Annotated in this window: 8 protein-coding genes; 7 read left to right on the top strand and 1 reads right to left on the bottom strand. The window is 44.7% G+C overall.

The features are described from left to right. The first annotated feature begins 149 nt into the window (after positions 1–149). The gene (locus F6K51_RS24300) at positions 150–752 is read left to right on the top strand and encodes a peroxiredoxin (protein ID WP_293025041.1); all 603 of its coding nucleotides are present in this window, start codon (positions 150–152) and stop codon (positions 750–752) included. Positions 753–1,025: 273 nt separating this feature from the next. Next, positions 1,026–1,790: a hypothetical protein gene (locus F6K51_RS24295; protein ID WP_293025039.1), complete on the top strand. Its 765-nt coding sequence runs from the start codon at positions 1,026–1,028 to the stop codon at positions 1,788–1,790. A gap of 107 nt (positions 1,791–1,897) precedes the next feature. On the opposite strand, the gene F6K51_RS24290 is transcribed toward F6K51_RS24295, so the two are convergent. Further along, on the bottom strand, positions 1,898–3,013 hold the full coding sequence (locus tag F6K51_RS24290; protein ID WP_293025037.1) for a geranylgeranyl reductase family protein: 1,116 nt from the start codon (positions 3,011–3,013) through the stop codon (positions 1,898–1,900). 499 nt (positions 3,014–3,512) lie between these two features. On the opposite strand from F6K51_RS24290, the gene F6K51_RS24285 reads away from it, so the two are divergent. The 5 genes from F6K51_RS24285 to F6K51_RS24265 all read left to right on the top strand — a co-directional run bounded on the left by F6K51_RS24285 (position 3,513) and on the right by F6K51_RS24265 (position 8,060). Then, positions 3,513–3,650, top strand: coding sequence for a hypothetical protein (locus F6K51_RS24285; protein ID WP_293025035.1), 138 nt, complete (start codon positions 3,513–3,515; stop codon positions 3,648–3,650). 323 nt (positions 3,651–3,973) lie between these two features. Next, a complete protein-coding gene (gene pipX / locus F6K51_RS24280) occupies positions 3,974–4,243 on the top strand; it encodes a transcriptional coactivator PipX (RefSeq protein WP_293025033.1) in 270 nt (89 codons plus the stop codon). 437 nt (positions 4,244–4,680) lie between these two features. Further along, the gene (locus F6K51_RS24275) at positions 4,681–5,268 is read left to right on the top strand and encodes a cell division protein SepF (protein WP_293025031.1); all 588 of its coding nucleotides are present in this window, start codon (positions 4,681–4,683) and stop codon (positions 5,266–5,268) included. 68 nt (positions 5,269–5,336) lie between these two features. After that, a complete protein-coding gene (gene proC, locus F6K51_RS24270; RefSeq protein ID WP_075900396.1) occupies positions 5,337–6,161 on the top strand; it encodes a pyrroline-5-carboxylate reductase in 825 nt (274 codons plus the stop codon). Positions 6,162–6,605: 444 nt separating this feature from the next. Then, on the top strand, positions 6,606–8,060 hold the full coding sequence (locus F6K51_RS24265) for a hypothetical protein (RefSeq protein ID WP_293025029.1): 1,455 nt from the start codon (positions 6,606–6,608) through the stop codon (positions 8,058–8,060). The last annotated feature ends 62 nt before the right edge of the window (positions 8,061–8,122 follow it).

The raw sequence follows: 8,122 nt of genomic DNA, 5'->3' as shown, positions 1-8,122 counted from the left end.
ATTTTCTTATCCATGAACTCCCTCTCAAGATGTATGTATTTAGCCAGCACTTTGAGAAATAGTATGGGTAGCACGGTTTGAGGTGACCACCACTTGATCAGCAATCTGTAGCCAACTGACACCCTACACACTTTAAGGAGCATAACTATATGACTACAACAGAAGGATGTCTCCGGGTAGGCCAACTGGCTCCCGACTTCACGGCCACTGCTGTATTCGAGCAAGAGTTCAAGACAATTAAACTGTCTGACTATGGTGGTAAATACGTCGTTGTGTTTTTCTATCCCCTAGACTTCACTTTTGTTTGTCCTACCGAAATTACTGCATTTAGCGATCGCTTTGAAGAATTCAAAGAACTAGGCACCGAAGTCCTTGGCGTCTCTGTTGACAGCGAATTCTCTCACCTGGCTTGGATTCAGACTGACCGCAAGAGTGGTGGTGTAGGCGATTTAGCTTATCCTCTGGTTTCTGATATCAAAAAAGAAATCAGCACAGCTTACAACGTTCTTGACCCGGAAGCCGGTATTGCCTTGCGTGGTTTATTCATCATCGACAAGGAGGGCATAATCCAGCACGCTACTATCAATAACCTCTCCTTTGGTCGTAGCGTTGACGAAACCCTGCGTACCTTGAAAGCGATTCAATACGTTCAAGCTCATCCCGATGAAGTTTGCCCAGCAGGGTGGCAACCAGGTGACAAAACTATGAACCCTGACCCTGTTAAATCAAAAGTTTACTTTGCTGCGGTATAACCGAATCGCAAATATCTCAGCCCTCCTACCTTGAAGACGGAGCTTTAATACTGGGAAATTGATTGGGTATAATACCTCTTCAATTTCCCATTAACATTATGGGAACATTTTGACCGAAAAATTGGGGACTGTGAGGGGTGAGGTGCTATAGATACGGGGTTAGCCTTACCCCTGACATCAACTTGCTTGAGCAACGCGAAACCGACATATAGTGAGTAAGGAGGAGTGTTAATCCATTGAATCAACAAATGGCGCTGCCTGGGAGGAAGTATAATGTCAGAAGAGCAAAAACAGCAGCCAGAAGCGGCAAATGATGAACCAATTCAAACGCCGCCGACACCATCAGTGACAGATAAATCCGAAGACAGCTTGGAAACAACAAGTCCATCGCCTCAGACAACTGGCAAGGGAAAGTTATCGTCTTCTGAGCCTAAGTCTGGATTAATGAATCGCTTGCTGCCGATTCTTAGTACTCTTGGCCAGTTTTGGGATGGCACCTTAAAAAAAGTCCGCTCCTTGCTACCGGCAGCTTGGAATGAAAAACTGTCTGATTGGATGTTGACTGGTGCGATCGCAAGCGTGGTAGTAGTCATTCTATGGACAACACTAACGCTTCTACCAAAGACACCAGCACAGGTGGCACAAGTTCCTGCTGATACCATTAATTCTCCACAAAATTTGGAAGTTCCTCAGGAATCACAACTGGTGGAATCGGAACCCATACCCACACCAGAGTTAACTCCTGAACAAAGCCTGATTGTCGCAATTCAAAATCAAATTGCCGCTATTACCGCTCAGTACGGTAATGACCTGATTCAAGCAATTGAGGCGAACTTTCTCAGAAGTATGCTCTTGGTCAAGGTAAATGATGAGTGGTACCAACTCAACGATGCTCAGCAGAATACCTTAGCTCAAAGGATGCTGAGTCAGTCTCAAGAATTAGACTTTAGCAAGTTGGAAATTACTGACCTAGAGGGAAAGTTACTTGCCCGTAGTCCTGTGGTGGGGTCAAGTATGGTCATTTTTACCCGACATTAATGGTATTATCTGTTGACGGTTGAGGGTTGACAGTCAAGCGTCCACCCTCAACAACCCCAACTATTTACGTGATAAGATACCAGAAAAGATTAATTATCCTATCACCATTATCCCCCGCTTAATGGGTTCAAGCGCTTCATGGCACGATTTACTACTTCGGAGTAGCGTAATTGCCCACACAGAATGTTGAGCATGATTTGAGTAGCAACGGGTTTTTTAACGCCGACTTTGTACCCAATTCCGGGAAAGCTGTAGAACGCACCAGCGAGCTTAGCAGCCCAACTCATATCAGTTCCCCGTTCTTCCTGCATCACCTGGGTATAGTTTTCTAAGGCATCAGCTTGACCTGCCAAAGCTTGTTGAATGGCCTCAGCTGCTTTCATCCCACTAAACATGGAGGGTCGAATTCCCTCAGCAGTCATGGGATCCACCACACAAGCAGCTTCCCCAGCTAATACAGCATTTTGTGTATGGAGCTTCTCCTGACCTTCCCAGACACAGATGGCACCTTCGTGCTGTTGACAGCTACTCAGGTCTAAGCCGGATTTCTCCGCATAACCTTTGACTATCTTTTGGATGTCTTTGAGGTCACCACCCCGTAAGGAGCCAAGACCAATGGAGTAGCCTTCGGCTTTAGGAATATTCCAGATAAAGCCATTTTTGACCTGACCAAAGTCAAAATGGATCTCCTTACTATTAGTGTCCGATTTTGGCACTTCTAGGGCTAATGCTAAACGTGACTTACGTTCTTTGAATCCCAACCATTTTGCCATCGGTCCAGTAGCACCGTCAGCTGCAATCACATAGCGACCTTCCACAGTCCCATTGACAGTGTTGACCTGCCAGTGGTCTCCCTTAAACTCTACCCCTGTAACTGCTGTATTATCTCGAATTTCAGCACCTTGTTTTTGGGCTTGTTGGATGAGATAGTGATCGAAAACATCTCGTTGCACCATCCAAACCGGTTCTTGAGTGTCCAGTTTCACCTCTACTGGATCATCCATTTTCCAGGTGTAGCGTACACTCTCAGCTTTTAGAGATATGACAGGTGTAAAGTCGAAATCAAACCACTGTTGCACTTGTGGGGAAACCGCACCACTACAAGCTTTGTACCGGGGTAAGGATTCTTTTTCTAGAACCACCACAGACTTTCCAGCTTTAGCCAGGTGATAAGCAGCAGTTCCACCAGCCGGTCCCGCACCAACGATTATGCAGTCAAACATTATGTTTCTACTTTACTCCTCAAAGATTTATCGATTGAAGTTCACAGACTAACAGCCCAGTGTGTCAGCCTACTATCCAAATTGAGTGACCAAATTGAGTGACCAATTTACCAGGACTTACTCACGCTTGATGCCCAGCAATTGAGACAAAGTAACATGGACAATTGTAAAATCACTATCAATTCATAATAATGACCCTACAAACATTGCAGGGTCGAGATTAGGCTATTAGCAAAATGCTTACCCTTAATCAATAACATCCTGAAAACGCCTAATCAGTTATTATCTGGATGCACCTCTATACTGATAGTTTTTGTCTCTTGTTCATTCAATTTTTCAGTCATTAGACTCGTTAATCCGGATAGTTTGTTGGCTAATTACTAGGGGAATCATTAGCTTATAGAACCATTATCGACCTAGAATTTTTGAAACATGTGGATTTCTGAGCAATCTTTATTAAAGTTTCACGAAGTCACCGCCAAAACTATTGCCAAAACTATTGCCAAAACTATTAGTGTATTTTTTTCCTCCCCATCCTCTTTCCCTATGGGATTCTTATCAATCCTCAGTCTATCTCAAATCTGTTGGTATCGGTATTGAGCAGTTCAACCAAGGTAGGGGAGATGTATTTATGTAAGATTTGGGTAGACTTAGTGAGTTAGATCAGATTGCCATGATCTTAGAAATCTTATGGTGTCAGAAACAATATGACCCAATCCCCTAATTGTTCTCCCTGGCAAACTCAAATCCACTAATCAAGCTATTATCTCTATAACTTGGTTAAAGTCTTTAGGAATTGTTAGGGTCTTGGTGACTCCTAGTGTGACCTGAATTAACTAATTAACCAAAACCCCTGGCATAATACCACTAACCTGACTAAGGAAAAGTAAGTCATGGCAATGACTTATTTGACCCAAATCAGACTGTTCGGTGCTCAAGTACCGCCTAGTATGGATTTTGATGAGTTCTGAAAACTACCTCCATCACCCCAATTTTGGTCTACTGTTTCGAGTTTGCATTGTTGAAGAACAACAAGAGTTGTTCACTACGATCTATGCCCAGAGACTTTTCTTTTTGGTGAAAAGTACCACCAATGGTATTGCCTTTGAGCCAATCAGTCGTTCTGAGGCTCGGCTGTTGGTAGAAAATCGCCTTCGCTTACTTAGGCGCAGTGGTTCATCGGCTGACTATGAGCAGCTTCGGATTATCCATCAGCAAACCTTCCAATAAGTTCCATTAGGAAACCCGTTCGGGTTAATTGGGAGACTCTTTGGAGCCGGACAAGGTGAATGGGCTGATATTACCGCCAGAAGTAGGTATAAACGATGATTGTGAGGGTTTTCTGAAATTAGGTTATGGCTAGAGCCAAGTAATGGGGTAGTATATACCCAACCACATCCATCATCAATATTGCCCTCTTATATATAATGGCATAACCTTCTGCTAAGTGTTTGTTTCCACAACTACACCCCAAGCAGAAGGCAGATATATATTCTATATTGATAACCTTGTGGTGTTCTCAAGGGTGAAAATTATTAAGTAAGCTTATGGGGTAAGTTAGACTGTTTACGTTCTAGTCTAAGCATCTACTCAAGACTGCTGCCCTAGAGAAGGTCGATTATCGGTTTTGCAGAAGCTTACACTAAAGTTGTGATGGAGAGTTGACTATGAGCGGTATTTTTAATAAACTGCGCGATTTCGTCGGTCTGAATGAGCCAGTGGAATACGAATACGAATATGAAGATATGGAGGGGGATGCTTACCCAACTCCCTACCCACAAGAGCAACCGGTGCAACCGCCACCAGAGGAGGAACGTCCGACAAGACGTCGTTCTCGGGAGCGGACAACGGTATCAGAAGCAGGCGTAGGGCCATCTCCGATCAATAATGTGATTGGCATGCCTGGAGCAGCCAATGGGATTTCAGAGGTGGCAGTGATTGAACCTCGTTCGTTTGAAGAAATGCCCCAAGTGATTCAGGCACTGCGGGAACGGAAGTCGGTGGTCTTAAACCTGACTATCATGGATCCAGACCAAGCACAACGAGCGGTGGACTTTGTGGCTGGTGGGACTTACGCTATTGATGGTCATCAAGAGCGTATTGGTGAAAGTATTTTCTTGTTCACACCAAGCTGTGTTCAGGTAAGTACTCAGTCTGGTGTGATTCATGAGATACCTACTCCCCAAGTCCCTAATCCCCGTCAGACAGCTCCGTCACCAGCCTGGGGTTCTGAGCCAGATCAGATGGCTCAGTAAGCGTCAGGACTTGACAAGTGTATAGTGTTTCATGAATAACATTAATAGTTGAAAAGAGAGGTGTTGGGTTGCCTATAAAACTTGGCATAATTGGTGGCGGTGTCATGGGAGAAGCCCTCCTATCCCGTCTACTTGCCCAACAACTTTACCACCCTGATCAGGTCTTGGTGAGTGAGCTGCTGGAGCAGCGCCGTGATGGTTTGGCGCAAAAATACGGCATAAGGGTCACTGCCAATAACCAAGCGGCAGCGGCAGCATCAGAGGTTTTGTTACTGGCAATTAAACCTCAGGTATTTGAAGCGGTAGCGGCAGAACTGGGAATGGGTAGAGGTGACAACGGTCACAGCTTAGGAACGTTGCCAATGGTGATTTCAATTATAGCTGGAGTGCCTCTGGAACGACTGGAAACCGCTTTTGCCTCCCAGCCAGTGATCCGGGCAATGCCTAATACTCCTGCAACAGTTGGGGCAGGAATCACAGCCCTAGCGGCCGGAAAATGGGTATCGCCTGATCAAATGGAGCAAGCAAAGACAATTTTTAGGGCTGTTGGTGAAGTAGTTGAGATTCCGGAACACCTGATGGATGCGGTGACCGGTTTATCTGGGTCAGGCCCAGCTTATGTGGCGATTTTGGTGGAAGCCCTAGCAGATGGGGGCGTGGCAGCTGGATTACCCAGAGCGATCGCATTACAGTTGGCCCTGTCTACAGTATTGGGGACAGCCCAGCTGTTACAAGAAACTCAAATGCATCCAGCTCAATTGAAGGATAAGGTGACTAGTCCTGGGGGAACCACAATTGCTGCGATCGCTAAGTTGGAGAAGGCTGGTTTTCGATCAGCTTTGATTGAGGCGGTTTTAGGGTCTTATCAGCGTTCTCGGGAGTTGGGAGGTTGAAGATTGGAAGTTGAAGGTTGAACGCGATTGCGTGGCCTTTTGGCCAAGGTTGAAGGTTGAAGGTTGAAGGTTGAAGGTTGAAGGTTGAAGGTTGAAGGTTGAAGGTTGTTAACCCTTGGCTTCCCTTGTAGGGTAGGTTGAACATGGATCAGAACTGATTGATCAAGTGAATTTTAAGATCGATTAGGCTAGGCCGTTGTTAGTTGGTCTTGGCTAACCCCATCTGCATCTGTAGTATTATGGGGGTGTGATTTCAATGGGCAAAAAAAAACTATTGTGGGCGTCATCTAATTCTGTCATCTAGTTCTATAATAATAGCAGCTAGAGGATTTATCCCACTGGTCAAAATTGTTTAAAAGCACGGTATCTGAACTACAATCACAAAATATTCATAATTTAGTCTGAATGTAAATTTGTGGACTGCATCTATTCTGATCACAGACGATGACAGAATCTTCAATTCCGATTCGAGCCTTACCAAAAGCACGCCAACGTTCTCGACCCAATGGGTTGAAATGGTTTTCCTACATAAGTTTGGGGATTTTGAGTAATGCTGCTATTTTGGGTTTAGCTTTTTTTGTGCTCGAGCAAATCCCTCCAACTTACACCAGTAAGGCAGCAGCAATTATACCTGGTGTGGGTTCTCAAGGATCTGTTCAACTCCCTGGAGTCGGTCAAGCTTCCTCCAATCCAGGTGAGAAGTCTCCTTACGGATATCTTTTAAAGGTAGATCCACGAGAAAACTACCAGTATATCGCCATGAGTGACGTCGTATTAACTGAAGCTGCTGCTGCTGTTAATACCTCAGTCAAAGATTTTGAAGAGTTTGCCAAGCCAAGGGTTTCTTTGGATAGAGGTACCACTATCATAGAATTTGAAGTGGATGGCAAAAGCAAACTGGAAGCTCAGCGAAATACTCGGGCTTTTTATCAAGCCTTAGTCAAGCGGATTGATTACTTGAGAGCAGAAGAATCAGCTCGTCAGGATAACAAGACGTTGTTAGCGTTAGACTCTGCTAATAGTAACTTAAAAAAAGCCCAAACAAAGCTTTCTCAATTCAAAAAGAATTCACCGCTCAAAATTTCTGAACAAATCAAGAACCTTTCAGAAGAAGTAGAGAGCTTGCGAGTGGAGCGTGCTAATTTATTGGCTCAGCAGCAAGCGGCTACCTCTGGATTAAGGCAGCTAGAAGCTAACCTAAGGTTGTCAACTGACCAAGCAGCCGATGCTCTGATGCTTCAGGATGATGAAGTCTTTAAAAAGCTTTGGCAAAACTATAGCGATATCAGCGCTAACCTAACGATACTCAATACTCAATGGACACCAAATAGCCCTCAGGTGATTAATCTCAAAGCTAAGAAGCAAGCGGCGCTTGAGGCATTACTTGCTCGTAGCCAACAGCTATTGGGCAAGCGGATGGATCTTCAACGTTTGGATAATCTCAATTTAGGCTTAGATGCCCAGACAGGTCGAGCAAATCTGGCACAAGTGTTAATTAACCAGAGAGCTCAACAACAGGGACTAACCGGTCAAGTTAACACCTTGGCAGAACAAATTGCTCAGCTAGAGTCTAGACTTCAGACGTTGATTGAGAAGCAGTTAACCCTGACTGAGCTTGAGCGAGAGGTGCAAATCTCTGAAGCTATATTTACGGCGAAGTCGGCTCAATTAAACTTGAATAAATCGGATCATGCTACTGCTTATCCAACCCTGCAATTGTTAGTAGAGCCGAACTTACCGAAAGAACCTGTTGGTAATACCAAAAAAACGGTGATGCTGGGGGCTGTGGCGCTTTGCCTGTTAATTACAACTGGGCTGGTTATCCTGGCCTGGGAAAAACCGAGTTCTAAGACAGACGCTCCCAAAGATTCCACTCCGGTACTTCAACCCGAGTCTTAAACTAGTAAATTCAAAAGCACCAACAATTTGGATCTACCAACAATTTCGTAATTTTTGGATAC

This window comes from Moorena sp. SIO3I8 (assembly GCF_010692325.1).
Classification (GTDB): domain Bacteria; phylum Cyanobacteriota; class Cyanobacteriia; order Cyanobacteriales; family Coleofasciculaceae; genus Moorena.
The sequence above is the reverse complement of the archived record's forward strand: the minus strand, read 5'-3'. Positions and strand labels throughout refer to the sequence as shown.

Coding starts and splice junctions, on each gene's coding strand:
- F6K51_RS24300 (WP_293025041.1), top strand. CDS start 150: ATGACTACAACAGAAGGATGTCTCCGGGTAGGCCAACTGGCTCCCGAC.
- F6K51_RS24295 (WP_293025039.1), top strand. CDS start 1,026: ATGTCAGAAGAGCAAAAACAGCAGCCAGAAGCGGCAAATGATGAACCA.
- pipX (WP_293025033.1), top strand. CDS start 3,974: ATGAGTTCTGAAAACTACCTCCATCACCCCAATTTTGGTCTACTGTTT.
- F6K51_RS24290 (WP_293025037.1), bottom strand. CDS start 3,013: ATGTTTGACTGCATAATCGTTGGTGCGGGACCGGCTGGTGGAACTGCT.
- F6K51_RS24275 (WP_293025031.1), top strand. CDS start 4,681: ATGAGCGGTATTTTTAATAAACTGCGCGATTTCGTCGGTCTGAATGAG.
- F6K51_RS24265 (WP_293025029.1), top strand. CDS start 6,606: ATGACAGAATCTTCAATTCCGATTCGAGCCTTACCAAAAGCACGCCAA.